The following is a 26,358-nucleotide window of genomic DNA, read 5'->3' on the forward strand; positions in this document are numbered from 1 at the left end:
GCCTAGCCCTTAGCCGCTGCTGGCTTGGCGGCACTTGCCTTTGCCACAACCCGGCACTGGCTCGCCGCCAGCGACAGCACGTCAATGGCTTTGGGCCGCGGGAAAGTCACCCTCCAAGCCAGAGCTACGGTCCGAAATGGCACGGGTGCAGCAAATGGCCGTACCGCCAGCACACCTTCGTGATAGCGCATGCCGGTGGCCGCTGACAGCGGCACAACGGTCACACCCAAGCCCGAGGCTACCATATGGCGAATGGTTTCCAGCGAGCTGCCTTCGGTCACCAGCGCGGGGCCACTGCCTTCCCTGCGCCGGGTAACGGTTGCAACCAAAGGCGGGAAGGACTCCAGCACTTGGTCGCGGAAGCAGTGCCCCGGCCCCAACAGCAGAAGCTGCTCTTGCGCCAACTGCTCCGCGGTAATTTCATTGCAGGCGGTCAGCGGATGATCTGCCGGCAGTAGCACCACAAAGGGTTCGTCATAAAGCGGCAGGGTAACCACTTCGGCTTCCTCAAACGGCAGCGCCACAATGATGGCGTCCAGTTCTGAATGGCGCAGTTTCTGGCGCAGACTCGCGGTGTAGTTTTCCTCTATATACAACGACATATCTGGCGCCGCGCGCCGCAGCTCCGGCAGTAAATGCGGAAACAGGTAGGGACCTATGGTGTAAATGGCCCCGACCTTTAGCGGAGAGCTAAGCTGGTTTTTGCCATCCTGCGCCAGGTCTTTAATCACACCCACCTGGTCCAGTACCCGCTGCGCCTGCTCAACAATGCGCAGCCCGCTTTCGGTGACCCGAATGTTGCTTTTACTGCGCTCAAACAATGGGATACCCAACTCTTCTTCAAGCTTTCGTACCGCCACACTGAGGGTGGGCTGACTAACGTGACAACGCTCCGCGGCGCGGCCAAAATGCCTTTCACGGGCAAGCGTAACAACGTATCGTAACTCGGTAAGAGTCATGGCGGGCTCCAGTGCTGAACAGCGTTCGGTGTCTGATTTATCTATGGTTCAAAGCATAAGGATTGATATTGTCTATGGCAATCGCTGAAAGCCTGAAAAACCAACGAATTTTGCTGGCAGGGTGCGGCAATCTGGGGGGCGCCATTGCGACCCTGCTACTGCAATCCGGAGCCAACGTGTTCGGCCTGCGTCGCAGAACGGATCAACTACCCCAAGGTGTTACGCCGGTAGCTGCGGATTTAACCCTGCCCGCAACCCTGAAAAACACACTGCCGCCACGGCTGGATCAGGTTATTTATTGCCTGACGCCGTCGGATTATACCGCGCAGGGCTACCACGCAGCCTATGTGGAAGGCCTGGAAAATCTGCTCTATGAATTACAGGGCCAGACACCAAACCGACTGTTCTTTATTAGCAGCACCGGAGTTTACGGGCAAGACGATAACGGTTGGGTAGATGAGGAAAGTGCTACACAGCCGGGCGGTTTCAGCGGCCGGCAGGTGTTGCTGGGAGAGCAGACGGCCTTGGCCAGCCGTATTCCCGCCACAGTGGTCCGGTTCAGCGGCATTTATGGCCCGTCACGCCAGAGTTTTCTGCAAGCGGTGATGGATGGGCGACTGAATCCTCCGGACCATTCAAATTACAGCAACCGAATTCACGAACAAGACGCCATTCGGGCTATCGTGCATTTAAGCACCATGGCGGCGGCCGGTGAAACCCTGCAATCCTGCTATCTGGCCAGCGACTGCGAGCCGGTACGACTGGATCAAGTGGTGCGATGGGTTCGCCAACATACCGATTGCGAAGAGCCAGCCGGGGACGCTCGCAGTGGTGGCCGGGTGGGCAGCAAACTGTGCAGTAACCGGCGTCTGTTGAAAACCGGCTTTGAATTCCGGTATCCGGACTTCCGCGCCGGATACCGTGAACTGATCGATCAACGCAAGGGCGCTTAGGTCAGCACCATCACCGCTTCCATTTCGATGGGTACGCCTTTGGGTAGCGCAGCAACGGCCATCGCTGCGCGAGCCGGGTAAGGCTTTTGGAAGTAGGTGGCCATGATTTCGTTCACAACCGCGAAATTGGCCAGATCGATCATATAAATGTTCAACTTGACGATGTCCTGCAATGAGCCGCCGGATGCAACACAAACCGCCTTCAGGTTGTCGAATACCTGACGGGCGTTTGCCGCAAAATCGCCCTGTACCAGTTCCATGGTTTCTGGCACCAGCGGAATCTGACCAGAAATGTACACGGTATCGCCAGCCTTCACAGCCTGAGAATAAGGCCCTATTGCCTGCGGTGCATTTTCGGTTTCAATAATCGATTTGTTGGTCATGGTTATTTATATCCCTGTTGTTAATAAATAAAAATCCTCACCCGCCATAACGCCGGGTGTCAAATCTGACAAACCTACGATAGCAGAGACCTGGGTGCCTTTAGTAGCGAACCCGGCTGATGTGGGTAACCGCCCGGATATTGCGTACCCGTCGCATTACCCGCGCCAGATGGTGCCGGCCGGTCACGTGCACCACCAGGCTGACAACGCCAAAACGGGCGTTTTGATCTTCCACGTTAATGCGTTCAATATTGCCGTCGGCCATCGCTACTGCGCTGGCCATTTCCGCAATAATGCCACGCTGCCGCTCCATTTCCACCCGCAACTCTACTGAAAACTGATCGGTAATATCCTTGGCCCATTTCAGATCGGTCAGCATGGCCCTACCCTGCTCGTCGTCTGGCAGATGTGAGCAGGTATCCGAGTGAATCACCATGCCGTTACCCGAATCCATGGTGCCCACAATCGGGTCACCAGGAATGGGCTTGCAGCAGCTGGCAAATTTCAGCAGCAGGCCGTCTGAGCCGCAAATGGTTACCGGGCCCTGGCGCCCACTCTCCTCAATCGCGCCAGCCGCCGGGGCTTCACCCTCGGCCTCGGGCGCGCCCACCACCAACTGGCGCGCCACCAGAAACGCCATGCGGTTACCGAGGCCAATCTCGCTAATCAGATCCTCGAAGCTGTTAACCTGATTGTGAGCCACAACCCGCTGTTTCTGAGCCTCTGTAATGTCACCCAGACGCGTATTAAAGCCCTTCAGAGAACGCTTGAGCAGCGTATGCCCCAGTTCCAGAGACTCAGTATGCTTATCGCTTTTAACCACATGGCGAATACTGCCACGAGCCTTACCGGTTACCACAAAGTTGAGCCAGGCGGAGTTCGGCCTGGCGCCGGGCGCGGTAATGATTTCCACCGTTTGCCCGCTTTGCAGAGGCTGGCTTAGCGAGCCCAGGTTGCGGTTGATGCGGCAAGCCACAGTGGCATTGCCAATATCGGTATGGATGGCATAGGCAAAATCCACCGGCGTGGCACCGCCGGGCAGTTCCATAATTTTTCCGCGCGGCGTAAACACGTAAATTTCGTCAGGAAACAGGTCTTCTTTAACGCTTTCAATAAACTCTAGCGAGTCATCAGCGCGCTCGCGCATTTCCATCAGGCCTTTCACCCAGCGGTCTACCCGGGCCTGGTTCACGCTGGTGCCGTTAGACGGCTCATTCTTGTACAGCCAATGAGCGGCAATACCGTTGTTGGCAATGTTCTCCATTTCTTCCGTGCGAATCTGAACTTCGATATTCACGTGCATACCAAACAAGGTGGTGTGCAGCGACTGATAGCCGTTCACCTTGGGCATGGCAATATAGTCTTTGAAACGCCCGGGCATGGGCTTATACAAGCTGTGCACGGCACCCAGGATTCGATAACAATCGTCTTCGTTGTCGGTAATGATGCGGAACGCGTATACATCCATGATTTCATGGAATGATTTCTGCTTGAACTTCATCTTGTTATAAATGCTGTTCAAGTGTTTTTCGCGCCCTAAAATCCGGCCGGGCATGCCCCGCTCTTCCAGCTTTTCGTGCAGGCGGCCACGAATTTCATCGATGATTTCCCGATGGCTGCCGCGCAGCTTGGTCACCGCTTTGGAAATGAACTTCGAACGCATGGGATACATCGTCGAGAACCCAAGGTCTTCCAGCTCCGTCGAAATGCTATGCATGCCCAGGCGATTGGCGATGGGTGCGTAAATGTCCAATGTTTCAGTAGCGATGCGTTTACGCTTTTCATAGGGCATAGGGCCCAAGGTGCGCATGTTGTGCAGGCGGTCCGCCAGTTTTACCAGAATCACGCGAATATCGCGGGCCATGGCCAGCGTCATTTTCTGGAAGTTTTCGGCTTGGGCTTCGGCGCGGGTGCGAAATTCAATCTGGGTCAGCTTACTGACGCCATCCACCAGCTCGGCGACATCCTCACCGAACTGGTCAGCGAGCGCATCTTTGGGTATGCCGGTGTCTTCAATCACATCGTGCAGCATGGCGGCCATCAGGCTTTGATGATCCAGCCGCATTTCAGCAAGAATGCGGGCGACTGCCAAGGGATGGCTTATGTAACGATCACCACTCTTGCGCATTTGCCCTTCGTGGGCCTGTTCCGCAAAGTAATACGCTCGGCGCACCTGATTGATGCGATTGGTGTCCAGATAGCTGCTCAGCTCTCTGGTTAACATGTCTACCGCTGCTTCTGATGACACCGCGCCCTCACCTATTTATGAACCCCGGAAACAAAAAAACCCGAATGCATGCATTCGGGTCCTTCCATAGTCCTTAAAGCACGCTGCTATAGTGACACTATAAAACCGTGTGGACAGATTTCAATGCCTTATTACTAATCGTCTAAGTCTTCGGTCAGCAACGAACGGCTGACCAAACCCGCAGCGATTTCACGCAGCGCAATAACAGTCGGCTTGTCGTTTTCTGGCGGCACCATGGGCTCCGCACCTTTGGTGGCAATCTGGCGCGCGCGCTTGGTAGCCAGCATCACCAGCTGAAAGCGGTTATCAACGTGTTCAAGACAATCTTCAACGGTAACTCGTGCCATGATTTCCCCGACAAATAGAATGACTAATTTTGCACACCAGCCAGTGTACTGCCAGGCGATCAATTTGTATACCGTAAAAGCCCTTACCCGTGCAGCCCGCGATGATTGCAAAGCCCGGCCAAAAGCGCAGCATGACGCTGCTGTTGCACGTTCATACGCAAACGCTGGCCGCGAACAATGGCCAGCAAATCCGCCAGGGCATGGCCGAAATCGTCATTAACAACAAGATAGTCAAACTCGACGGCGTGGCTACACTCATCTTCAGCCTCCGCCAAACGCCGCTCAACCACGTCCGCGCTGTCAGTACCACGGCCAATCAGGCGCTCCCGCAGCGTTTCGGCAGATGGCGGCACAATAAACACACTCACACAATCGGGTTGCAAACGCCGAACCTGTTGGGCTCCCTGCCAGTCAATTTCCAGCACGACATCACGGCCCGCCATCAGAGCCTGGCGCACCCATGCCTGCGATGTACCGTAATAGTTGCCGAACACGTCGGCGTGTTCCAGGAAATCGCCGCGACCAATCATAAGCTCGAATTCGCTACGGCTGACAAAATGGTAGTTCACGCCATCCTGTTCACCGCTGCGCATTGCGCGAGTAGCGTGTGATACCGACACCCCAAGCTTTGCATCGTGCTTCAGCATCTGCGCCACAAGGCTGGTTTTACCGGCCCCGGAGGGGGCAGAAATAATAAACAGGGTGCCCTGCTCTCCGGCATGACTCATGCAAAAAACTCCCCAATCTGGAATGGCGGCTCGCAAACAGAACCGTTAAGGCGGAAATTATACGGCGTTTGACCTGGCTCCGCACCCTAGTGCAGCCCAACTGCTACCATTGGCGCAACCGACCCATCTTGCCGTCACCGTGCGGAGACCCTGCCATGGCACAGCAAAAATCTGCACCAAAAGGAAACACCATGACAAAGCCACTCAATTCTCTGAAAGTTCTGGATTTAAGTACACTGCTACCGGGGCCCTTCGCCACCATGATGCTCGCCGATCTTGGCGCAGAGGTACTAACGATTCAAGCCCCGGATCGCGTTGATTTGGTTCGCACCATGCCGCCCTTCGACGGCGATCTGGCCACCGGGTATTCCCTGTTAAACCGCGGTAAAAAGTCGTTGAAGCTAAACCTGAAAGATCCGTCTGCGGTGGCCTTGGTAAAAACACTGGTTGCCGATTACGACATTGTGGTGGAGCAGTTCCGGCCCGGTGTGATGAACCGCCTCGGGCTCGATTATGAAACCTTGCGCGCGATCAACCCCGGTCTTATTTACTGCGCCATTACCGGCTACGGCCAAACCGGGCCTTACAGAAATCGCGCTGGCCACGACATCAATTATCTTTCGCTGTCAGGCGTTGCCAGCCATTGCGGCCGCAAAGCCGGCGGGCCGCCACCCATGGGCATTCAAATTGCCGATATTGCAGGCGGCTCCCACCACGCCGTAATGGGCATACTGGCGGCCGTTATTCAGCGCCAGCAAACCGGACGGGGCGTATTTATTGATATCAGCATGACCGATGCTGCGTTTGCGCTGAACGCGATGGCTGGCGCCGCAGCCATCGCCGGCGGCACCGATCAGAAGCCGGAACAGGCGCTACTTAACGGTGGCAGCTTCTATGACTATTACCAGACCAGCGACAACCGCTGGCTATCGATTGGCAGCCTGGAGCCTCAGTTTTCAAAGCGCCTGCTCGACACCCTCGAGTTGCCCAAACTGGCAGAGTTGGCACAGAGCCCGAAAGCCGAGGATCAGCAAACGCTGAAAAACGCGCTTGGGGCCAAAATTTCCGAACACACCCTGGGCCACTGGCAAACGCTTTTCCAAACCCAGGACGCCTGCGTGGAACCGGTGCTAAGCATTGCAGAGGCCGCAAATCACCCGCAAATAAAAGCCCGTGGCCTGGTGCGTGATGTTGACCGCGGGGATGGCGTTATGCAGAAACAGATCGGCAGCCCGATCCGATTCGTAACAGAAGTGGACCCACACTAGTGACAGAGCGCCATGCACCCAGAGCAAAATTTCATCAATGCAGTCTGGTTCAAACGCGATCTCAGGCTAGCGGACCACGCACCTTTGCAAGCCGCCTGCCATGCGGGGCTGCCCGTGATGTTGTTGTATATGGTAGAGCCCTCTCAGCGACAGAACCCGCACCTGAGCTTGCGCCACTGGCGCTTTATCATGAAATCGATCAGCGACATGAACCTTCAGCTCAACCGAGCCGGATGTGAGGCTGGCGTTGCCTTGGTACACGGTGAATGCATTGAATCCCTGACCCGACTGCAACAGCGCTACAGCCTTCACACGCTGTTCAGCCATGAAGAAACCGGCGATGCCAGCACCTTCGAACGTGACCAACAGGTCGCACACTGGTGCCAGCAGCAGGATGTAAACTGGCAGGAATTTACCACAAATGCCGTGATTCGGGGGGTATTTAATCGCGATGGCTGGGACCGCCACTGGCAGCAGGTCATGGGCGCACCGCAGCAAAACGCTGACCTGAGGCAGCTTCGTGTTATACGCCCAACAGCCCTGCCCGACTGGCAACCGCCCAGCGAATGGCAGCAAGCCAACTCGCAGTTTCAAACGGGCGGAGAGCTCGCCGCAAACCAGTGGATGGAAAGCTTTTTCAATGCTCGGGGCCGCTTCTACAGTGGCTCTGTGTCTAGCCCCATCGCGAGCCGCACCTTTTGTTCGCGGCTTTCACCCTACCTGGCTTTTGGCAATATCAGCCTGCGCCAGGCCTATCAGCAGTATCGCGCCAACCGACAAAAGGCCGGCTGGGACCGCTCACTGCGGGCCTTTGCCTCGCGCTTGCACTGGCACTGCCATTTCATTCAAAAATTTGAAAGCGAATGCGCTATGGAGCAGCGGCCGGTGAATCGCGGCTACCTGACCTACCCCTACCGCACAGACGACGGCGTAAACGCCGACCTGGCAGCTTGGCAAGACGGTCGCACCGGCTACCCGCTGGTAGACGCCTGTATGCGCTGCCTGCAAGCCACCGGCTACATCAACTTTCGCATGCGCGCCATGCTGGTGAGTTTTCTGTGCCATTTACTGAATATTGACTGGCAACGGGGCGTGCACCACCTGGCGCGGCTGTTTCTGGATTACGAACCGGGTATTCATTATTCGCAGTTCCAAATGCAGGCTGGGCTCACGGGCATCAACACCATCCGGATTTATAACCCGGTGCTGCAGTCCCAAGAGCAAGACCCACAGGGCACGTTTATTCGCCAGTGGGTGCCGGAGTTGGCAGAGCTTCCAGACACATTATTGCATCAGCCGTGGTTACTGACGCCGATGGAAGAACAGATGTTTGATTTACAGATTAGCCAGCATTACCCGGCACCCTTGTTCGAGCTTGCGCCTGCTTACGCAGCAGCGCGTGATCGCCTTTGGGATTGGCGCAGCCGGCCGGACGTAAAACAGGAAGCCGGGCGCGTATTACAACGCCACGTGAACGCCCCCGGCAGTAACAACTTGCATCAAAGAAGACGCTAATGGCCGCCAAAAAACCTTTGCCGCAAAAAACCTGCCCCACCTGCGGGCGCCCTTTCAACTGGCGTAAAAAGTGGCAAAACTGCTGGGACGAAGTGGTGCACTGCTCAGAGCGCTGCCGGCGCAATCGTAATCGGGGAAAAACCGGTTAACGAGCAAACCAATGACGTTCTAATCCGGCGGGTCTGCCCGCTCGGTGCTGGTGGTGTTCACCCGAAACCAGCCGGCTATGGCGTAGCGGTCGCGCTTGGCAGGGAGGACTTCGTGGGGAAATTCTTCGCTAAGGAAGGCCACCAGAGTGCCCATGCTGGGGGTTACTTTCAGCACGTTCTGACCCCGTTCACCGTGATGGCTCTGATCGCTGTGATAAAGGGCCAACTCGCCGCCATCGTCCGGCATCCAGTCCGGGTTCAGATACAGCACCACCGACAACACCCGGTTTGACTGCCCTTTGAAAGCGTCCAGGTGCTTCTTATAAAAGTCACCCGGCGCATAGTGCGAAAAATGACTTTCAAAGGAGAATAAACCGAGAAACAAACGGCGATTAAGATACTGCTGCAACTCAACTGCCCAGTTCAGCCAATCCTCGCCCGCAACCGTCTCGCGCTCTATCCAGCTTATGGTGTCGCTTCGAATAAAATTGTTGACCGTATGAGCTTGTTGCCGCCCTACGCCAGCGGGATCAAACTGATGGCTGGGCATATTGCGCAGCTGTTGCCAAAGCCCGTTTAGCAGATTTGTGGGTACAGCGTTGGGTTTGATGCTGTAGCCTTTATCCAGCAAGTCTGCGGCAATGGCCTCAAAAATGTGCTGACTATCATCTGCACCACAGTCATCATCAAATTGAACCGGTGCACTCATACGTTCACTTCCCGCCCCAAAGGTACCCAATGTTGGCTGCCATATCTCACATTCGATTGGCGCAGTCCCGCCATTATCCCTATTCCACTACAACCCTCAAATCACCCTCAATACTGACAGCGGCAACCGACGAAACCGGGTAAATTCTTTATCGACGGCATAGCGTTCGTTCAACTCACGATTCATTTCTTTTTGCGACAGGCACTCAGAGAACTTCAATTCTTGTATGAAACTCTCCTCAAGCGTAATAGCCAAAGGCTCAACGTTCTTCGACAGAACACGGCGAATAGCCGCTATTAATAATTCAGGTTCATACACATGGCTGAAAGCTAAACACAGGTTATCTGCTTCAACCTTGCGAGCTTTGTCCGCCAGCGGGTTTTTCATAGCCGTGTTCAGCAATCTACCGGCAAAGTTCCACCATGTTGCATTTCCATCTTCATCGAAGAGCAACGTTGTTTTGCCAAGTTCCAGGTAACCGTAGCTGTCTCGTAATGTCTCCAATAATTCCTGAGCGCGTGAGGAAAAGCCCGCTGGAATATCTTCACCCACCAGCACGTCAGCGATACTTCGGGACAGCTCGTAGCTCATCGGCTGGCCATCACTGAACCACTGCGACTTACCCCGTGCCTGGGACGGCTCCACAAAAGCCTTTTTTCTTGGCCAGTCAACATAAACAGTTTGCCAACTGCGGCCTGCAAGCGTTAGCAAGGCAGGCCCTTCATTGCGGACTGCGAAGGTCATTTGGTCTACTTCACCCAACTCCTGCTTGCCCCAGAACACCTTAACCATCGGCGGTGTCGTGAACACGGAAAACAGCTCCATAAAGTGTTTGTGGCCAAACGCTCGCTCGCCCGTTTTCCCAATACCAATAAGGCCCTGGTCTGAATGTAAAATGCCTGTATCAAGCATATAGTTAATCGCGGCCGCACGGTCTTCAGGCGAGATGGCGGCGAACCCCGGCATCTTGGCAAGCCACCTGTCTGCATCTGCCGCAATAATTGCTTGCTGTTGAAGCGCCAGTGCCATCGTTTGCTGAGCATAAATGTGCATGGGTCTGGCTGGGGGCAAAATGGGCTCAACATAGCCGCTGCGCCAAAGGTTTAGCAGTGCAGCGGCGCGCAAGAAAGCATCTTCACGAGTGGCAAGGAACAGGCAATTGCGAGATGAACCCGCGCGGCGGCCAGTACGGCCGATTCGTTGCATAAACGACGCAACCGCGTAGGGGGCGTCGACTTGAATTACCCGGTCCAGGTCGCCCACATCAATACCCAGTTCAAGAGTAGACGTAGCGACAATGACACAATTATTACCCTGCGAGAACGCCTCCTCTGCCGAGCGTCGCTCCTCAAGGCTCAAGGAACTGTGTGAGATGTAAGTAGAAACGCCCAAAATGCGTAACTCAATCGCCAGCTCTTCCACTTTCGAGCGGCTATCCACAAACACGAGACGCTTTTCACCGCTGTGCAAACGCGAAATAACAACGGCTGCATTGCGCAACGAACCCACCCAGTCCAGCTGCACGTCTGCCTCTAGGGTGTTTTCAGCCGGTGGGTTAATCACACTGCGGCGGGCCTCGCAACTACTAGCCAGCCAATCACAAAGAAGGTCTGGGTTACCAACCGTTGCCGAAAGCCCAAGCCGCTGCAGCTCACGCCCTGCCAAAATACTGATCCGCTCCAGCACCGCCAGCAAATGCCAGCCGCGATCATCGCCGGCAAAGGCATGAACTTCGTCCACAATCACGGTACGCACATTAGCAAAAAAATGCTGATGATCCACTTTGTGGGAAACCAACATCACCTCGAGGGACTCAGGCGTTGTCAGCAGAATATCCGGCGGCGACGATACAATCTTCGCTTTGCGAGAAGCGCTGATATCACCGTGCCATACATCGACTGTTCGGCCCAGCAGGTGCCCGTAATTGCTCAGACGCTGTTCCAGGTTGTTCAGCAGTGCTTTGATTGGGCAGATGTAGAGCACAGACAAACCTTGCCAGTTTTCACTCAGCATTCGCGAAAAAACAGGAAAAATAGCCGCTTCAGTTTTCCCACCTGCGGTTGGCGCTAACAGAATAGCGTGCTCACCATTGAGGATCGGTTGGATGGTGGCTTCTTGGAGGGGGCGCAGGCCGGGCCAGCCAAGACTGTTAACAATATGATGTTGAATCGCCGGGTGAAGCCTGTCGAACTCACTCATTCCGCTAAGCTCCGTTTGCGGGCTCAAATATCAAGTTCAATATCATTGACCGAACCTGCAGGTTTATTAGCCCGCTCGACCGCCGTCAACTCAGTGTCTGCAATGGTCAGCGCATAGTGTTTACGAGGATCGAAATCATCAAATTGATCAATGCGATCCAACACATCGCCCACCAGTTTTTTCAAAAATATACGCGGTGCGATACCGATTTTCCCACCCAGCTTACCGGTAACCGCCTGTGCTAATTCCGCAATATAACGATCATCAGCTGACTGCAAAATTCGCTCGCTAACAACACTGTTTTGCGCATAAAGATCACGAACCTTGCACCCGACTTCTTCCAACGACGCCAGGTTAAAGCCACGCAAGCGCACCTGTACAGCTCGTGGGTTATCAAAACGGGCATCGGTATTAAAATCCACAGCAAGCCGCTGGGCCAGCGGTGCCAGACGTTGCACCCCCATGGGCCCATCAAAAAAAGCAGGCGTGCCGGTTATAACAAGATACAAACCAGGGAAGCGCCCAGAATCCACTTCATCCATCAGCTGACGCAGTGCGTTCAAGCTTTTATCCCTAACATCTCCCCGCATGCGTTGCAGGGTTTCAACTTCATCAAACACCAATAACAATCCCGGATGGCCAGAGTCTTTCAAAATGGTCAGTACGCCCTGCAAGAAGCTCAAAGCTCCAAAATGATCAATATCGCCCTTAATCATCGCGTAACGCTTCACGGCGGCCGCAATATTCGGCTGCCCTGCCATCCAGGCCAGTAAGCCATCAGCAATTTCTTCTTTACCTTCCAACAGTGCGCGGCGATAAGCACGCAGTGTTAAGGCAAATGCCGGTGCCGAGCGCACCACCTCACCCAATCGTTTCTCCATCAGAACATCCGTTGCGCTGACCAAAGCCTCGGAGTCTTCTGGGTCTATATCCTGCTGCGACAGCACATCTTCTTCCAGCGTATAAAACCAGGATTCAACAATGTTCTGAAATGCACCAGAAGCGCTGTCTGGCGTGGTCAGACGCTCCATCAAGCGTCGATAAACCGTTTCCAGCCGATGCAGAGGCGTTTCGGTTTCTGAAATTTGCACTTCGGCACAGGCGAACCCACAACCGTGCGCTTTTTCACGCAGCCAACGCGATGCAAAGGTTTTGCCGCTGCCATATTCACCACGAATTGCTTTGAAAACGGCACCACCACGGCACACTTTTCCTAACTCTTCGTCAAACGCCTGCTCGAACGGTTGCAGCCCAACCGCCAGGGCGTCCAAACCGTATTGGGGTACAGTTCCACGCCGCAGCGCATCCAGAATATCCTGACGCCGTTGCTGGCTAATCGACATAACGACACCTTTAAGTCAGCAGATAGTGGTCAAACTTCAAATTGTTTTCTGAAGTCCGACACGTTCAGGCGAATGGTCTGTGATTCACGATCTACAGAGAGAATTGGGTAGCCATCCACGTTAAGCAGTTTCTGTATATTTGAGAGAAAACCGCGCACTCGCAGTTTAGGAATTTGCAACTCCCTGCACAGGGTCGCCTCCATGATTTGCCACTGCTGGGCCTGTAGCAACCGAATAAATTTCAGCAAATCATCGTCACTAATCGCTGTACGGCCGGCACGCTGGCGGGCTTGCTGATACACCGAAGACTCCAAAAACCGGTCAATCCAATCAGCTTCGAGCGGTGTTGATGCATCGGGCTGCGCCGGCGCAGACTCAGCAGCCCCAAACATGTCATCAACAACCTCTGACACAGCTGCTAACTTTGAGCGTGCTGGCGCTTTGGGGGCTCTATTTACGACGCCCGACTCAACTTTTGAGTCATTAACCCTTAACGGCTGTTGCGGAACAAGCCACCAGTCTGGCAGCCGGCGCGGCACTTCCTGCCAACCATCCAAGTGCTGACGTACACTGGCATTCACAAAAACACCCAATGGAATCACCACCTCCTGCAAACTTGCTCCACCGTGATAGCCATGGCTTTTCCCCCGGGTATAACGTAGCCGCTCTGACCATGGCAATATCACCGACTGGCCCGGCGCCAGTACTCGTTTGCCCGAAACCTTTACCTCCAGCTCTGACGGCGCGCCCTCAGCCACTGAGCGGTAACGCTCACCGTATTCGCCACTTGGCGGCTGGAAGACCGAGTCGTGATCCAGCACATGGCCGTGGTCGCTGGTTATAACAACCACTCGCCCTGCCTCGCGGGCCGCATCCATTACCTGGCGCAACAGGGCGATGCTCTCGAAACCCCACTCCACATTCACCTGGGAGCTGCTAGACAGCTGGTCATCAATGGCGTTAATCACAACCGCTAAAACACGATGTTCGGTTCCAGCAATAACACCGCGCACATCACTGCGAAGGCTACCAGAACCGGGCTGAGACAAATCTTGCTTGTGAAACACCCGGGGTGGAAATTTTGTTGACGCAATTTTTTTGAGTCTGGGGTGCGCCGCAAACGCCCTTTTCTCATCCGTTGCCACTCCTGCAGACAGCGCCCCAGACAGCAGCGAACAGCGGCTAGTTTGGGTGCGCGTCGGCAACGCAGCAACAAGGCAGGTATCGCTACTGGCTGCCTGCGACTGAATTTCAAGCCAATTATAACGGGACAGGTCGCCACTCAGCTGGCGATAAACGGCTTCACTCATACCGTCGAGCACCAACAAAAGCGCCGGACTTTGCTCAGCCAAAGGCGCCAGCACGGTATCAATCGCACTCTCCACCGGCGTCAGTCGCGCCGGTAAGCTGTCCCCGCGGCCAATACCTGCCAGTTGCTGACCAAAAGCAAAGTTTTGGCGCTCGCGCAACTCACTGACTCGCTCCGACAGCTGTTTGTACACATGATTCAACTCACTGTGGACGTCTCCACTCCAAATCGCCGTACGCGCCCAATCGCAGAAACCGCCTTGGTCGATATAGTCGATCATCAAACTGGCTGCTGTGCCCGTGGTGATGGGTCGCTGTTTCAGCCAACGAACCAGGCGCATTGCCATCTCTGCGCGCTGAACCGTGTCTTTAAACAGCCCAATACCCGCAAGCTGATGAGTTTTGATTTGCTGCAAAGCCTGTTCAGCCAAGGCGCCGTCATTTTGCGTAGCGGCGGCCTCAAGCTCACAGGCAAAATTGCTCAGGCGCGCCTGTAAACCGCAAGTCAACAGGCCAGACAATTGGGCCTGAGCCTGCATATCAAGGCTGGCCAGTATTTGTTCTGTTTTTGCCAGAACCGGCTCATAACATTGAAAGCTGCGGCCTGCTATCCAGCGGCCTATTAACGCTGTTGCAGCGTCACCCAAAGGCTGAAGCGCCTTTAGTGGCAACGTTTTACCCGCCAAATAGCGTTCACGGAAAACCCCGCGGCTGCCATGTAGCTGCGCCGGTTCAACGGCTTTCTGTTTTTCGATGGCGTCTGAAAACAAGGTTGAACAAGCCAGGGCGATAGGTAACAAGTCCCCCGCCTGACCGTTCAACAAAATCGTTGACACCGCCTCGTGGCTGTCCGGCAACGCCGGCGCTAACCATTCGCCCAGATTGGCCTTTATCTCGTCGGGCAAGGCCCCGACCCAGCCCGGCACGGCATCCTGCGCGCTCCATTCAAGCAATGACTGAAGATCCAGTGACGGCTCCTGATAATGCAGATGGCCTATGGCAATCGCTCGCCAGGCCGATTCCTGATCCAGCACATCGCCAAATGTGATTTTTTTGTGATAGCGGTCGTAGCCGCTTAGCAGCGCCTCGGCAATCCAACGCCCATGCTTGCGGGTAAGGCGAGGGTCAATATCGCGAACCCGAATCAGCTGTTGCAGCGTCTTCCAGGGGCTGATGCGTTGCGGCTCATTTTTCCAGAGCCGCGCCAGCACATCCAGGGCCAGATGAACGCCGTCAAATTTTGACAACAGCACCAGTCGCGGGCGTTTGCCAGCGGGCTGTTGTTGATGCGCAACCAACACTTCGCGCAGAGCCAGCTCAGACACGCAGTAAACGGCCCTTACCCGATGCGGCCCCACGGCAACCAGAACCTCAGACGCAGGCAGCTCTGTAGGCCATACCAAAGCAATACAGTCCGCTTCAGGGTCGCGTTGAAACACAGCCTGCAGCTGGGTCAATATCGGAATTGGCAACAAATTGCCTGGGTCCATAGCTGGCATTCGTTTATTCCTCTGCGCCATTAGCCCGAACGATGCTGTAACTCACATCCAGCACGTATCCTTCCAACAGTTCTTTTTCAATTTCAGCAAACAGAACCTTGGCCTGCGGCCCGGTCAAACCCGACTGCTGTGCCCTTGTTACCACGCGCCTTGCGGGCGTGTCGGGATTTGCCCGTACCACAGCTGCAGAATCATCAGGCGCCGCGGGTTGCGCATTGCGCGTGATCAAAGCCGTTGCGTCGGTCTGGGCCTGCCTTAATGCCTGTTGCAGTGCGACCACCAGTTCATCAGACGCCAGCGCATGACACACTCGCTGCTTTATACCCTCAGCTTCAGCAGAGCTGCTGCGCCACGCGGTATCAAGCAACTGCCAATTGTTATCTTGAACGGCCTGAGCCACGCTGGCTGCGCTGGCGATGCTCTTGGCCAACGCATTGGCATTGGTGACCGGCTGAATATCTGCAAGCGCAGCGGTCAGCTCGGCGCCTTGCTTACTTTGTAATAACTGCATCAGGGAACAGGCATATTCGGCGTTGCGCATGCGGTTACACGTTAGCGGCTGGCCCACCTTTGCCAAGGCAAGCCGAAGCTCATCGGCCAAATTTTGGCTATGCTCAAGGCGCCGCTTAACTTCTTCCAGCACCTTTTTTTCAAGTAAATTCTGGTGATTAGCCGTGCGCAACTTGTTAATAACCAGACCGAAAATGGCGGACGCATTATCAACGGCCTGTTGCCAGACTTTCGGCTCGGCCAGCTCCTGCTTGGTCAATACCAGGTTGTCCGGCAATTCCTTCATCGTTGGGTCGAAGTCGGCACCGTGAAGAGAAAAGGCATACTGCCCATATTCGGCAAACACCAGTATTAGCAGATTCTGCACCATCTCGGGCAGCCCTTTCGGGCTGGGCTGATCAATGGCTGCCCGCAAGCGCTTGACCATAACCGGGTCGCCAGTGCTGCCATCGCGAGCCAGTTCGCGAGCCATGTGTTTGGGCCAGTCATCTTTGAAAATAAAATGGCGCTCATGCATGTCACCCAACTTCAACGGCTGAGCGATGCAGCGCATCAGCGAACGCAGCGGTGAATCAACATCAATTCGGCCGTTAGTGGCATGAACCGCGCGGCGCAGTTGCTCCATTACCTTTGCCAAATCCGCTTGCTTAAGTTCTGTTTCAAACTGTGGGTGATCCGGATACTGAAACGCCAACGCCTGATCCAGCAAATGCTCAAAAGCCGCTTGCAGATTGCTACCCACCGGCAATTGCGGCGTAAAACTGGGCTCCAGCGAAAACACGTGTTCATCTAACGGCATAGATGTGTCTATCGAGCCTGCCACCGCCTGGGCAGCGCCATAGGCGCCCATCAAATAGTCACGCATACGCTGGCGCAATTGGCTGCGCTGATTATCAAGCAGCGTACGCGCCTGCGCTCTTTCTACCGGGCTCAAGTGATTGCTGAAAGAATTGAAGCGATCGTTTGTCTTCAGCACATGTTCCAAAATTACCAGTGTGCCCAAATCACGCTGGGCATTCTGGCTGAAAAAGTAAGGCAGCCAGCACAGGGTCTGAGTGGCATTACCCGTTGCCTCATAATTCTGTATTCGGGCTTTGTCATCCGCTGGGGAATGACTTCCCTGGTCAAACGGAAAATCGATGATCATTTTCCAGTCATCGCCGCGGGCTTCAAACACCGTGTTATCCGAGATCTCACGTATATTCTGGAACATCACCTCCACACTGCGGCGCGTCCCCCGCCACTGAACAGAGTGTTCTATAAACAGCTGGTTATCGTCTTGCACACCGAAAGCGTCAAACACCAAATCTTTCACCAGCTTGCGCCGGGCACCGTCGGTGTCATTGATTTTGGCCTGCTCTAAAATGCTCTCGGTATCCACCCCAGACAGCTGAATAGTGATCACTGGGTTGGTATCGTCGCTGATTTTGATTTCACCCACGCGACCGGCCCACTTGCGGCACTTGCTCAACACCGTTTGCGCTTCCCGCCCGGGAATGGGGGACTTTATGGTGCCATGGTTCAGCGCCGCCAGCTTGTTTGGCGTTAGCTGCTTAAAGCACTCTACTTCTGGTACCAGGGCCGACAGCAGCAGCGTTTTCAGCAACCGCATATCGTTCACAAATGCGCGCTTTGCCGGGTTGTCTGCAGGCAGTTCATCCAGCTGTTCCAGTTTAAGATTATGGTCTTCTTCCACCAGCGGCAGCAGCTTGCGTTCGAACAGCAGTTTGGCGTTATCAAAATGCAGCCGCATGGCGTCTGAAAACGGCTCGGCGTCAGACGCAATCACATCGTACAAATCCCCCACCGGAATGCAGCCGCCCAGCTCAAGGCTATCGCGCTGATCTACCAGCAGCATCAACATCACTTTTAGCGCCGTGCGCTCGCGCTGTAGCGCCGACGACAGGGCCACCAGCGCCTGCACCAAGGCCGGGCTGAACGGGTACAGCTGGCGGAACATATCGCGGTCGCCGGTGTTGGTTAGCAGAATTTCCTGCACTTCTTTACGCAAGCTGCTGTCCATAGACTTAAACGCATCGTCGATTTCCGCTTTGGCCGCCGCGTTGATTGGCTTCAACAACCGCCGTTCAGCGATTACCGGCAGATTGCGGTCTTCCAGAGTAATCGTGTGAAAACGGCCATCCCAATATTTTAACGAGTCACTCAACGACTCCTGCTCGGCCCCGTTGTACTGGTCGCCCACAAATTCACGCAGGTCGCGCTGGCGGGCAATCAAACTGACCATGGGCAAGGCGCGCTGCTCGCTCACTTCCACCAGCTTCACCACTTTCTGGATATTATTGGCAATAAATCGCTGATCCGACAGGTGGCTGGCAAGCCACAGAATCAGTTCGTCCAGAAACAGCACAATAGCGTCGTAGCCCAGTGCTTTGGCATGCTCGGTCATAATTCGCAGACCTTCATCGAAGTCTACATAACCGCCGAACTCACTGTTGGCCATATCCGCCATGGAGGTAAAAAAAGTACCAATCAAATCGCCGACCAGCCGCGCCTTGTCGTCACTGCTACCTTGGTCTTTCACCACCGCGCCAAAGCTGACCGCATTCCAACCTTCAGCCAGGTCGCCCCAGCCGTCGTCTTCAGCCGCCGTTGCGCCGCGGTTCAAGGTCGCAAAAAAGACCTCATCGCCAATGTTCGCCCGCAGCTGCTGGGCATCGCGGAACAAGCGATCGCTCATGTAAAAGCCCGGCACTGGCGCGCTGGGGTGCAGGTTTTTTATGTGCCTGGCGTAGCCGCCCAGTACACCGGCCTCTATGCTGGCGGCACCAATCATGTGGTAGGGCACCAGCAATATGTTGGTTTTTTGCAGCCAGTCGTTGTGCTTTGCCACGGCTGGCGCCAGCTCATTGATGGCGCGGGCCTGGGCGTTGCCTTGCAGCAGCAAGTTCAGCACCGCCATGAAGTGGGACTTACCGCTGCCAAAACTGCCGTGCAGGTAAGCCCCTTTCTGGCGTTTTTGGTTATCCACAACCGTGCTTTTTATAAAGCTGAGGGCGTCATCAAACGACTTTTGCAGCTGCGGTGTTACCACATACTGTTCCAGCGTTTGGCTAATGGCAGCCTCAGCCAGGCCGCTGGACAGGTTCAGAACAAAGTCACCACGCTGAACCTTTTCCGGAATCGCAATCAAATCTTTTATCAGTGTCATCAGGTTTACTCTCGGAATCAGGCTTCAGCAGCGGTTTTTTTCTTGCGCCCACCGCCACGTTTGCTGGCAACGGCTGGCGGCAGCCAGCTGGTCAGGGCCGTGCGCGGTACACTTAGAGTGCGTAGTTCTTCCAGCAGAAAGCTTTCGTAATAATCGCCCATGCGTTCGTTGAACTCTGGGTCTATATGGTTGTGCCACTGCTTTAGCCAAGGGATTAACTCATCCAGCGCGACCAGCATGGGCATCAGCTGTTCGGCCTCCCAGCCTTCGTTGTCTTTCCGGTCCAGATACCAGGCCGCAATGGCCGTAGCGCGCTGCAAGTGGCTTAACCCGGCCCAACCAATCACCAATGTGCTGTCACCGGCTTTTTCACACCCAGGCAACGAAAAGAAACGCTCTTTTGGCACATCCAGCTTGCCACGCAAACTCCAATAACCCGGCTTGCGAAAATCGGGTTGTTTGTACTGGGGCGGAACCGAAATCTCGCCTACCTGCTGCTGCTTTTCTGCCTCTGCCTGTTTCAGCGCCAGTTGGTAGGCATTTTTCTTCTCTGGAATTTTGGCATCGGCGTCGGCCAGCGGCTGGTTAACGCCAAACTTGGCGTCGATCGCATCTTCCACACGCTGCTTGTTCCAGGTTTCCTGCCAGGCGCGGAATTTTGGCATAGCCGCCGGTTTCAAACGGACCGCCGCCATCTGCGGCACGCTATCACCCGCCACCAGCTCTGCCACCAGTGTTTGCAAGTCCACATCACTGGCACCGCCATAAATAGCAGCCACTTGTTGAAAGCTCTCATCATGGCGTAGACGGTCTGCCAGTTGGGCACAAGTTTGCAGTTTGGCTGCTTTGCCCACATTTTCAATACGCTTAAGCAACCATTGTTGGGTGGCTACATATAGCCGTGCTTTCCAGCCAACACGATTCCAACGGCGCTTATGATCTTTATTATCGATTAGTTTGAGCCATCGATTATTCGAGATTTCTTTTATCCGCCTTCGTATCAAATTTTGGTAGTCAGACGCCCAATACCGTGGGATTTGTGTATTTGGCTGGCTACCATGGTGTTCAAACCAAACAGTTTCTGATTCTCCAGATTCGAGATTTTGCGCTAACAATATTTCAAACGCTCGCTGGCCGAGTTCAACAACCGGCAGCTCTGCGTTATAGCAGAGAGCCTCGTCTGTTAATCCATAGAGATGATATACATACCAATCGAGCTCCTCCTGCAAAGCAACCATCTTTCCCAGAATTTGCTGTTCAGCCTGACTCGCTATTTTTAGTCTTGCCGATATATCCGGTTGTAATAATTCTAAAATCTTTACTGGACTAACCAAAGCTAACTTTTGCGACAGAAAATCCATTCGCTCGGCCATATGCTGCGCTTGTTGCAACACATCTGAAACGTAACCGTTCATTCCAAGACGTCCTGCCATCCCGATGAATTTCTTTCTACAGTAGCCTCACATTTCCCAGCACGAGGTTACCCCCATGAGAAAACACCGACCCCAGGAACAATGGCAGACCTTGGTTGATAAGCAGCGTGACAGCGGTTTATCAGCCATGCAGTTTTGCAAGCAGGAGGACATCGGCTATGCGAGTTTCTGTAGTTGGCGTAAGCGCCTGACCGAAGAACCGGTTGCTGATTCGGCGGACTCCGGCGAGGCCGGATTTCTGGATCTGTCGTCGCTGATGGGCGCTTCGTCGACTTCTGGCCCAGGCTGGAACATTGTGCTGAGCCTCGGCAACGGTGTCGAACTGCGGTTGAGCCAGAACGGATGATCGGGCTCGATAGCCAGGCCCGGATCTGGCTGTGCACCGAGCCCACCGACATGCGTAAATCGTTCCGGGGCCTGAGCGCCCTGGTTCGAAATCAACTCAAACACGATCCGCTCAGTGGCCAGTATTTCGTCTTCGTCAATCGTCGCAAAACCCAGATGAAGATGTTGTATTTTAACCGCACCGGTTATTGCCTGTGGGCCAAGCGTCTGGAGCAGGGACAGTTCCGGGTGCCGTTCTCCGCCGCGGGTCAGCGAGCCTTGACCCAGACAGATTTACAGCTGCTGATTGACGGCATTGAAGTGCAAAAATACCGCCAATTCAAGCGTTTTCGAGGGGCATAAAGGATGGGCGTTTGGTATAATATCAGCCATGAATTCAACGGCTTCTTCCCCTCAAACTGCATTGCCTTCCTTCTCGGCCCTGGCCGAGGAGAACGCCTTGCTGCGGGAGCAGTTGGACGCACAGTCTGACGCGATTCGTCAACTGAAACACCAGCTGGACTGGTTCAAGAAGCAACTGTTCGGCCCCAAATCCGAGAAGCAGGTGTTCGACCTGCCGCAACAGGGCCATCTGTTCTCATCGGATCAAGCCGTGTCTCAGCGCCGCTGAGGATGAGAAACGTGTCGTTCAGGCGTATCAGCGTGGCTCGGGCAAGAAACAACGGGACGACGACTGCTTGAACGACACCGGCTGCGCTTTAACGACGACGTGCCGGTGGAAGTGATTGAGACGCTGCCTCCGGAGCTGACCGGGCCGGACGCCGATCAATACGACATCATCGGTACCAAGACCACTTACCGGTTGGCCCAGCGGGCCGCCAGTTACGTGGTGCTCAAGCTTGAGCGCCCGGTGTTCCGACGCAAAGGCGACAACAAGCCGATCACCACACCCGCACCGTTCAATGTGCTGGACAACAGCGTGGCCGATGTCAGCCTGCTGGCCGGGCTGATGGTGGACAAGTTCCAGTTCCATCTACCGCTGTATCGCCAGCATCAGCGACTCCAGCAAGCCGGTATTACCCTCAGTCGCAGCACTCTGACCAATCTGGTCAAGCGGGCCATTGCTCTGCTGCGGCCCATTGTGGATGCTCAAACCCAAAGCGTGCTGCGCAGCCGAGTGCTGGCCATTGACGAGACGCCCGTAAAGTCCGGCCATCAGGGCCGGGCCGGGCCACAAAGAGGCAAGATGAAATCCGGCTGGTTCTGGCCGCTCTACGGCGATGCCGACGAAGTGGTGTTCACCTACTCCAACAGCCGCGGACGTGCCCATATTGAACAGGTGCTGAACGACCAGTTCAGCGGCACCCTGATCAGCGATGGCTATGCGGCCTATGCTCGATATGCCCAGCAGCAACCGAACATCACCCACGCCCAATGCTGGGTACACAATCGCCGCTACTTCGTCGAAGCCCAGAAGGATCATCCGGAGCAGGCCACCGAGGCCCTGCAACGCATCGCAAAGCTGTATAGCAACGAAGAGACCATCAAAACCAAAGGGCTAACCGGCGAGAAGAAGCGCCAATACCGATTGGAGTACTCACAACCCGTGGTTAGCCACTTCTTCCAGTGGTGTCGGGATCAGCTGGAATGCGGTGGCCTGCTGCCCAGTGACCCGCTCACCAAAGCCCTGAACTACGCGCTCAATCGTGAAGCGAGCCTAAACGTGTTCCTGGAAGATCCCGACGTACAGCCGGACACCAACCATCTGGAGCGGGCCTTACGGCCCATCCCACTTGGTCGAAATTATCCTCGGTCCTTAGTTATGTAAGGATGTGCTCATCAGGCATTTTAAAGTCGGTCAGGATAGATACTGATTTGTTTTGCAGTTGAAGTACTTAGCAGCATCTGCCCTGTACTGCACCAAGGTGAGTTGATCCTCTGAATCTTACATAACTATAAGCTCTGCAAAACTGTAAAACACTGTCCGACGGGCGGTATCGCGCCGATGCTTGGGGCGGAGCGGGGAGGCATTTTCAATGCCCGGTTCTTCATCGCCAAATCCGCTTCGACATATTCGTGGGTGGTCACCGATACCGGTAAGATCGGCTTCCTGTGCCTTCAACCAGTGCGCTAAATGCTCAATACCATTGAAATATTCCTTGATGATCCCTGCCGCATAACCACGCTTATGGAGGTAACAAAGATACGCATAGGCACTCGTGCTGAGCGGTGAATCGGCGAACCATTGGCATGCCAGTGGCGACAATGAATGAACAGACGCAATCATGGTGACTCTCCTTCCTGATCAGGGTGGAGTCACCACGACAGCACCGGTTATTATGAAAGGCAATTCAGTGCAGGGAGTGGATTACGGCGGTGAAAAGGAAGCGATTTTAAACGGCTTCTTTGAGAAACCTTCCATAACTCACAACCTCGGATAATTTCGATTATGGAAACACTTCCATAATCGAAAAAATTGGCTTTTTTGCTGGACCGAACTCGGTGCCGAACACCTGGGGATCATCCAGAGCCTGATCACCACCTGCAAACTGCACGACCTGAATCCGTACACCTACCTGGTGGACGTGCTGCAACGCATCAGCCAACACCCGGCCAGTCAGGTGGCGGACTTAACGCCAAGGCTCTGGAAATTGCGGTTCGCGGACAAGCCGCTGAGATCTCTGGTGGATCCACGCCATCCCGACAGACAAGCCAACCGGAGCCTGTAAGCCATGCGCATTGAAGACATGAGCATCGACCAATTGCTGGAAATGAACAGGGTCATCTGCCGGCGAATTGATCAACTGCAAGACCAAGAAAACATACAGGCGCTGAGTCAATTGCGAGTGGGGTCGAAAGTGACCTTCAATGGCCGGGAGGGACCGAAGGTTGGGATCGTTACCAAGATCAACCGCAAGAGCGTGATCGTGCTGGCCGAAGACGACGGCATGAAACAGTACAAGGTCTCGCCGGGGCTGCTACGACCTCTTCGTGACGTGAAATAAGTCAACTACGCCATGGAATGAACGCTTACTCTGAAACAACAGGAAAAGACTTCAATTTTGTACCATCCCACTCCATCCGCTCTTGCCATTTACCGTCAGAGAAGCCCCCTCGTCCAAAAAACGTCTGACGCCCCCAGAAGCATGCGGTTGAGCTATTCAGTAACCCCATGAAGGCAAAATGGTCAGCTTCTGTCGCACATTGAGGCAGCTTGATAACCGGAGCAGTTTGCTTGAACACCTTACCGCCTCGATCCAAGGCAAAATGGTTGTGTGTGGCAACAAAAGCAAAGGTAATAGAAAGCGGCACTTTATTTCGTCCGACCGGAATCTGATGATACTCAGCGAAATGACGACCTGCTTCTTTGTAAGTTTTTTCTCCAAAGGTTTTTCTTGACCACAATTGAGTTCTGAGCGGCCACAAGTACTTTTTCTGGCCCCTATCAATGCTCAGATTAATGTCGTGATCATATGGAAATATAACTGCTGTAACAGACCCAAGCGCCCAGTCTCTTACCTGATCGCCCTCTACTAAAGGACGGTTCTGAAGTGGAAATGATACTGAACCTACTTTTTCGTGTGGAACACCAAAAGCATCATCCTCGCCCAAGATTGCGCCGAAGCCAATTAAAGATACTATTGAACCCAGTCGCGCCTTTTCTGCCTCTATAAACTCTTTGAGCTCGGATATACCGCCGCCACCCAAACTCCAAGGATGAGCAGCAAATGCTTCAGTCGCCTGATCGACCACACTGATGTAATCGTTCTCGGCGCCTGCCTTTGGCAATAGCTCTACAATAGACGACCAAACCTTACCCTGTGCCGCATCGTCAGGTGTACCTGGTTCACCACGAATACCCAAAACCGCACGAATAACATCTGATTTAGACGACTGATTTCGGGCGAACAAAATCACCGTTGGTGTCCCATGTCCTGGAATATAAGCGCCAGACGTGTCGATTACGTGGGTCAGGTTTTTACGTGGTAGATATACCTCGATGAGCTTTTTACCAAACTCCCTTTTCATAAAGCTGTTGGTGGTGATCATCCCCATAAAACCGGCTGACTGGTTGTCCACCGGCCACAGAGTTAAATCAAAAAACCGTTCGGTAAAGGGAACGCCCAGCGAATACTTACGGTGACAGGTCAGATACTTGCTACGGTACGCCTGATTCAGCACTTTGTCTTTCACGGTAATATAGGGCGGGTTGCCCACCACAACGTGATAGCGCTGGCCAAGAATCTGATTGAGTTTTTGTTCATCTTCAACTTCGTAAACATGCTGGTGTTTACCTAAAAAATCCTGCTGGTCACCCTGACCCTCCCATTCATGGCGTCTTCCGTGCAGCAGCGAATCGCCACAAGCCAAATGAAATTCAAATTTCGGCGCATCCTTCACTCTGTCGCTGCCAGCCGCTTTCATTGCGGCTATCAACAACCGAAAACGGCAGACCGCAATGGCGTAAGGGTTAATATCCACGCCATGCACCACATCTAGCGCCCGCTGGGCCAGTTTACGGGTATTGGTGCCTGGTTCACGTTTCAGCCAGCGCTCAAACACACGCTCGAAGGTGGTCAGCAAAAAGTGGCCGGAGCCACAGGTTGGGTCAATCAACCGCAAGCCCGGCAGGCCAAAGGTTTCGATTGCCGGTTCCAGGGTGTAATCCAGTATAAAGCTCTCAACAAATTCCGGGGTTTGCAGCAGTGCGTAGCGTTTGCGCACCGATTCTGACAAATCCTGATACAGGTCACCCAAAAACCGGGTGTCCCACTCTGGGTCGGTAAAATCCTGTTTGATGTCGCCGGTTTGCGGGTCAATCTGCTGAAAAAAGTCTATCAGACGTTTGGCACCATCGGCGGATACCGGAGTCTGCCACAGTGGGTTGTGGCGCTGGTCTAGCAGCTGGGCGATAACCGGGTATTGCTGCAGCGTCTGGAACAGGTCGAGCAGGTAATGGCGTTCTTCGTGGGTTGGGTTGTCATTGAAGTAGGCCGCCATGCGTTCTTTGGCCTGCTGCAGAGTATTGTTACCTTGAGCGTTGCTCACGGGGCCCGCCAGTACCGGTTCGGTTAACAGCCCGTTGTCTTCCAGAAAGCGCACAAACACGCAGGTTAGCACCCAGGCGACGGCGGCCTGGGTAATTTGCGCTTCGCGCCAGGCCACAAAGTGCTCTGCGGTACGGTCGGCGGCCACGGCGGCCTGGTATTGTTGTTGCAGATGTTCGTGCAATCGTTCATTGGCGGCGCTGTAGGCAAGAATGTCCTGTTCAATATGGGGGAGCAGCGACTGAAGACTGCTGAGTAGGTCAGCGCGGTTAATCACAGGTTGTATCCTTTAATAGTCGCAGGCG

At 54.5% G+C, this 26,358-nt stretch carries 21 protein-coding genes and 2 pseudogenes; 10 read left to right on the forward strand and 13 right to left on the reverse strand.

Translation table 11 applies throughout. The features are described from left to right. Nucleotides 1-2: 2 nt before the first annotated feature. Nucleotides 3-959 (reverse strand): hydrogen peroxide-inducible genes activator, encoded by a 957-nt coding sequence (locus MELB17_RS10530; protein WP_007350217.1) that lies wholly within the window; start codon nt 957-959, stop codon nt 3-5. 74 nt (nt 960-1,033) lie between these two features. On the opposite strand from MELB17_RS10530, the gene MELB17_RS10535 reads away from it, so the two are divergent. After that, nucleotides 1,034-1,912, forward strand: coding sequence for an NAD-dependent epimerase/dehydratase family protein (locus MELB17_RS10535; protein WP_007350218.1), 879 nt, complete (start codon nt 1,034-1,036; stop codon nt 1,910-1,912). On the opposite strand, the gene MELB17_RS10540 is transcribed toward MELB17_RS10535, so the two are convergent. From MELB17_RS10540 to gmk, 4 genes are all read right to left on the reverse strand, one after another. Next, complete coding sequence (locus MELB17_RS10540; protein WP_007350219.1) at nt 1,909-2,295, reverse strand: Rid family detoxifying hydrolase; 387 nt, start codon at nt 2,293-2,295, stop codon at nt 1,909-1,911. The genes MELB17_RS10535 and MELB17_RS10540 overlap by 4 nt on opposite strands. A 100-nt stretch (nt 2,296-2,395) precedes the next feature. Then, on the reverse strand, nt 2,396-4,519 hold the full coding sequence (locus MELB17_RS10545) for a RelA/SpoT family protein (RefSeq protein ID WP_007350220.1): 2,124 nt from the start codon (nt 4,517-4,519) through the stop codon (nt 2,396-2,398). 158 nt (nt 4,520-4,677) lie between these two features. Beyond that, on the reverse strand, nt 4,678-4,890 hold the full coding sequence (gene rpoZ / locus MELB17_RS10550; protein WP_026223933.1) for a DNA-directed RNA polymerase subunit omega: 213 nt from the start codon (nt 4,888-4,890) through the stop codon (nt 4,678-4,680). 83 nt (nt 4,891-4,973) lie between these two features. Beyond that, nucleotides 4,974-5,618, reverse strand: coding sequence for a guanylate kinase (gmk, locus tag MELB17_RS10555; RefSeq protein ID WP_007350222.1), 645 nt, complete (start codon nt 5,616-5,618; stop codon nt 4,974-4,976). 191 nt (nt 5,619-5,809) lie between these two features. On the opposite strand from gmk, the gene MELB17_RS10560 reads away from it, so the two are divergent. Genes MELB17_RS10560 through MELB17_RS23795 form a run of 3 tightly spaced genes read left to right on the forward strand, consistent with a single transcriptional unit; the run spans nt 5,810 to nt 8,550 of the window. Beyond that, nucleotides 5,810-6,886: a CaiB/BaiF CoA transferase family protein gene (locus MELB17_RS10560; protein WP_036184478.1), complete on the forward strand. Its 1,077-nt coding sequence runs from the start codon at nt 5,810-5,812 to the stop codon at nt 6,884-6,886. 12 nt (nt 6,887-6,898) lie between these two features. After that, nucleotides 6,899-8,401, forward strand: coding sequence for a cryptochrome/deoxyribodipyrimidine photo-lyase family protein (locus MELB17_RS10565; protein WP_007350224.1), 1,503 nt, complete (start codon nt 6,899-6,901; stop codon nt 8,399-8,401). Then, nucleotides 8,401-8,550 carry a DUF2256 domain-containing protein gene (locus MELB17_RS23795; RefSeq protein ID WP_007350225.1) on the forward strand — a complete coding sequence of 50 codons (150 nt, stop codon included), beginning with the start codon at nt 8,401-8,403 and terminating at the stop codon, nt 8,548-8,550. The genes MELB17_RS10565 and MELB17_RS23795 overlap by 1 nt, the downstream gene beginning before the upstream one ends. Nucleotides 8,551-8,569: 19 nt before the next feature. On the opposite strand, the gene MELB17_RS10570 is transcribed toward MELB17_RS23795, so the two are convergent. The 6 genes from MELB17_RS10570 to pglX (MELB17_RS10595) all read right to left on the reverse strand — a co-directional run bounded on the left by MELB17_RS10570 (nt 8,570) and on the right by pglX (MELB17_RS10595) (nt 20,720). Beyond that, the gene (locus MELB17_RS10570) at nt 8,570-9,259 is read right to left on the reverse strand and encodes a 2OG-Fe(II) oxygenase (protein ID WP_007350226.1); all 690 of its coding nucleotides are present in this window, start codon (nt 9,257-9,259) and stop codon (nt 8,570-8,572) included. 96 nt (nt 9,260-9,355) lie between these two features. Further along, nucleotides 9,356-11,458, reverse strand: coding sequence for a DEAD/DEAH box helicase (locus tag MELB17_RS10575; RefSeq protein WP_007350227.1), 2,103 nt, complete (start codon nt 11,456-11,458; stop codon nt 9,356-9,358). A gap of 23 nt (nt 11,459-11,481) precedes the next feature. Next, nucleotides 11,482-12,801 carry a BREX system ATP-binding protein BrxD gene (gene brxD, locus MELB17_RS10580; RefSeq protein WP_007350228.1) on the reverse strand — a complete coding sequence of 440 codons (1,320 nt, stop codon included), beginning with the start codon at nt 12,799-12,801 and terminating at the stop codon, nt 11,482-11,484. A 29-nt stretch (nt 12,802-12,830) separates the two neighbouring features. Continuing rightward, complete coding sequence (gene pglZ, locus MELB17_RS10585) at nt 12,831-15,608, reverse strand: BREX-2 system phosphatase PglZ (protein ID WP_007350229.1); 2,778 nt, start codon at nt 15,606-15,608, stop codon at nt 12,831-12,833. 4 nt (nt 15,609-15,612) lie between these two features. Continuing rightward, a complete protein-coding gene (locus MELB17_RS10590; RefSeq protein WP_007350230.1) occupies nt 15,613-19,287 on the reverse strand; it encodes a DUF6079 family protein in 3,675 nt (1,224 codons plus the stop codon). A 17-nt stretch (nt 19,288-19,304) separates the two neighbouring features. Next, nucleotides 19,305-20,720, reverse strand: a complete 1,416-nt coding sequence (gene pglX, locus MELB17_RS10595; RefSeq protein ID WP_319795883.1) for a BREX-2 system adenine-specific DNA-methyltransferase PglX — start codon at nt 20,718-20,720, stop codon at nt 19,305-19,307. A 55-nt stretch (nt 20,721-20,775) separates the two neighbouring features. On the opposite strand from pglX (MELB17_RS10595), the gene tnpA reads away from it, so the two are divergent. The 4 genes and pseudogenes from tnpA to tnpC all read left to right on the forward strand — a co-directional run. Next, a complete protein-coding gene (tnpA, locus tag MELB17_RS10600) occupies nt 20,776-21,066 on the forward strand; it encodes an IS66 family insertion sequence element accessory protein TnpA (protein WP_007350232.1) in 291 nt (96 codons plus the stop codon). Next, complete coding sequence (gene tnpB, locus MELB17_RS10605; RefSeq protein WP_007350233.1) at nt 21,063-21,407, forward strand: IS66 family insertion sequence element accessory protein TnpB; 345 nt, start codon at nt 21,063-21,065, stop codon at nt 21,405-21,407. Before tnpA ends, tnpB begins: the two co-directional genes overlap by 4 nt. Nucleotides 21,408-21,435: 28 nt before the next feature. Next, nucleotides 21,436-21,675: a hypothetical protein gene (locus MELB17_RS25615; protein WP_007350234.1), complete on the forward strand. Its 240-nt coding sequence runs from the start codon at nt 21,436-21,438 to the stop codon at nt 21,673-21,675. 81 nt (nt 21,676-21,756) lie between these two features. Further along, nucleotides 21,757-22,806, forward strand: a pseudogene (gene tnpC / locus MELB17_RS10610) (IS66 family transposase); the annotation flags it as partial. Between the two features lie 144 nt (nt 22,807-22,950). On the opposite strand, the gene MELB17_RS10615 reads toward tnpC, so the two are convergent. Then, nucleotides 22,951-23,292 carry a hypothetical protein gene (locus tag MELB17_RS10615; protein ID WP_007350236.1) on the reverse strand — a complete coding sequence of 114 codons (342 nt, stop codon included), beginning with the start codon at nt 23,290-23,292 and terminating at the stop codon, nt 22,951-22,953. 181 nt (nt 23,293-23,473) lie between these two features. Between MELB17_RS10615 and MELB17_RS23800 the strand changes: the two are divergent. Together MELB17_RS23800 and MELB17_RS10620 are read left to right on the forward strand one after the other, a co-directional pair. Continuing rightward, nucleotides 23,474-23,734 (forward strand): annotated as a pseudogene (locus MELB17_RS23800) (transposase domain-containing protein); the annotation flags it as partial. A gap of 3 nt (nt 23,735-23,737) precedes the next feature. Continuing rightward, nucleotides 23,738-24,010 carry a hypothetical protein gene (locus MELB17_RS10620; protein ID WP_007350239.1) on the forward strand — a complete coding sequence of 91 codons (273 nt, stop codon included), beginning with the start codon at nt 23,738-23,740 and terminating at the stop codon, nt 24,008-24,010. 25 nt (nt 24,011-24,035) lie between these two features. Here MELB17_RS10620 and pglX (MELB17_RS10625) read toward each other — a convergent pair whose 3' ends face one another. Next, the gene (gene pglX / locus MELB17_RS10625; RefSeq protein WP_007350240.1) at nt 24,036-26,330 is read right to left on the reverse strand and encodes a BREX-2 system adenine-specific DNA-methyltransferase PglX; all 2,295 of its coding nucleotides are present in this window, start codon (nt 26,328-26,330) and stop codon (nt 24,036-24,038) included. Nucleotides 26,331-26,358: the final 28 nt, after the last annotated feature.

This window comes from Marinobacter sp. ELB17 (assembly GCF_000169375.1).
Taxonomy (GTDB): domain Bacteria; phylum Pseudomonadota; class Gammaproteobacteria; order Pseudomonadales; family Oleiphilaceae; genus Marinobacter.